General features: G+C 64.3%; 1 protein-coding gene. It reads left to right on the plus strand.

The window, feature by feature from the left end; genetic code table 11:
- Nucleotides 1-2,196: Ig-like domain-containing protein (locus NHF53_RS23000; RefSeq protein WP_252836308.1), on the plus strand; the 2,196-nt coding region annotated here is incomplete at both ends.

The following is a 2,196-nucleotide window of genomic DNA, read 5'->3' on the forward strand; positions in this document are numbered from 1 at the left end:
CGGCTGCGTGGTCACGCCTCCCACCGGAACGGCTGCGGCCGACTGGTTGGCCGGTTCGGACAAGACCGATACGCTGACCGGCGGCGGCGGGGCGGATGTGCTTCTCGCCTTCGGGGGTGACGATACCATCAATGTATCGGATACCGGCTTTACCCGGATCGACGGCGGCACGGGCTTCGACACCCTGGCGCTCGACGGAAGCGGCATCGCGCTCGATTTCGTCAACTCGGTCGCTCCCGGCGTCGTGACCAATATCGAGATGATCGATATTGGCGGGACGGGCGCCAACAGCCTGACGGTCGACCAGCAGACTGTGCTCGACATGTCGGGGACCAGCGACACGGTGGTCATCGTCGGCGGGCCGGACGACAGTGTGACGGCAACGGGCTTCACCCCCACCGGCACCACCGCGACCCTGAACGGCATGACGTTCAACGTCTATACGAACGGTCCGGCCACGGTCTGGATCCAGCAGGGCGTGCAGGTCAACGGCATCGCCACCCCCGTCATCGCGATCGACACGCCGATTGCCGGCGACGACATCGTCAACCTGGCGGAATCGACTGGTGTGACGATCACCGGTACGACGACCGGCGTGGAAGCGGGTCAGACAGTGACCGTTACCTTGACCGACGGCACCAACACCGTGACGACGACAGCCACGGTTCTGCCCGACGGCACCTGGCAGGCGACCCCGGCCGATTTGTCGACACTCACCGATGGTCCGGTGGATGTGGCGGCCAATGTGATCAATGCCGGAGGCACCCCGGCCACGGATACGGCCCCGGTTACGCTCGACACGGTGGCGTCGGTGACCATAGATAGCGTCACCGACACCGACAGCGACGGCATGCCGGAAGTCACCGGCACGGCCGATCCTGGCTCGACGGTGACGATCACCTGGCCGGACGGCACGCAGACCACCGCAACGGCAGATGGCAGCGGCAACTGGACGGCCGAGTCTCCGACGACTCAGCCGGAAGGCACGGTCACCGCCACCGCGACCGATCCGAACGGCAACATCAGCGGTCCGGCGACCGGTTTCTACGATGTCCTGCCGACCATCACGATCGGCACGCCGATCGAGGGCGACGACATCGTCAATGCGGCTGAAGCCGGCGATGTTGTCATCACCGGCACCACGACCGACGTGCCGGCAGGCCAGACTGTAACTGTGACGCTAACCGACGGCACCAATACGGTGACGACGACGGCGACGGTCCTGGCCGATGGCACCTGGCAGGCGGCTCCGGTCGATGTCAGCTCGCTCACCGATGGCCCGATCACCGTGACGGCGGATGTCTCCGACACCCAGGGCAACCCGGCCACCGACACGGCGCCGGCCGAACTGGACACGACACCGCCGGTGGCGACGATCGAGGCCATGTCGAACGACTGTGCGACCTATGGCGACTTCGTCTCCGCCGCGGATGTAACGGAAGTCTCAGGCTCGGCCGATCCGGGCTCGGTCGTCACGATCTCGGTCGATGGCACTGTGATCGGCACGGTCACGGTGGATGCGACCGGTGTCTGGATCTCTCCGCAGATCGATCTCAGCGGGTATACGGCGGGTACTACGCTCACCGTGACAGCCGAAGTGACCGATGCGGCGGGCAACACGACTACGGCCGTACAGGATATCACTACCGCGGATCCGGCTCCGGCTGGGTTCGTGGGGATTGGCACGGGTGCGGATCCTGTCGCGCCGTGGACGAGCGGGCAGGGCGTGTATGTCGGGGACTTCAACGGTGACGGGATCGACGATAACCTCTTCGTAAACACCACTGCCGGCATTGCCAATGATATTCTTTATCTCGGCACTGCGGGCGGCGGCTTCACAGCGATTGTTCCGAGCTCGGATCTTTACCTGCCGTGGACGAGCGGGCAGGCCGTGTATGTCGGGGACTTCAACGGTGACGGGATCGACGATTACGTTTTCGCAAACAACGATGGCAGCATTGCCAGTGAGACGCTTTATCTCGGCACCGCGGACGGCAATTTCGCGGGGATTGGCACGGGCGCGGATCTTGTAGTGCCGTGGACGAGCGGGCAGGTCGTGGTTGTCGGGGACTTCAACGGGGACGGGATCGACGATCTTCTCTTCGTAAACACCACTGCCGGCATTGCCAATGATATTCTTTATCTCGGCACTGCGGGCGGCGGCTTCACAGCGATTGTTCCGAGCTCGGATCTTTA

Source organism: Ciceribacter sp. RN22 (assembly GCF_024054295.1).
GTDB lineage: Bacteria > Pseudomonadota > Alphaproteobacteria > Rhizobiales > Rhizobiaceae > Allorhizobium > Allorhizobium lividum.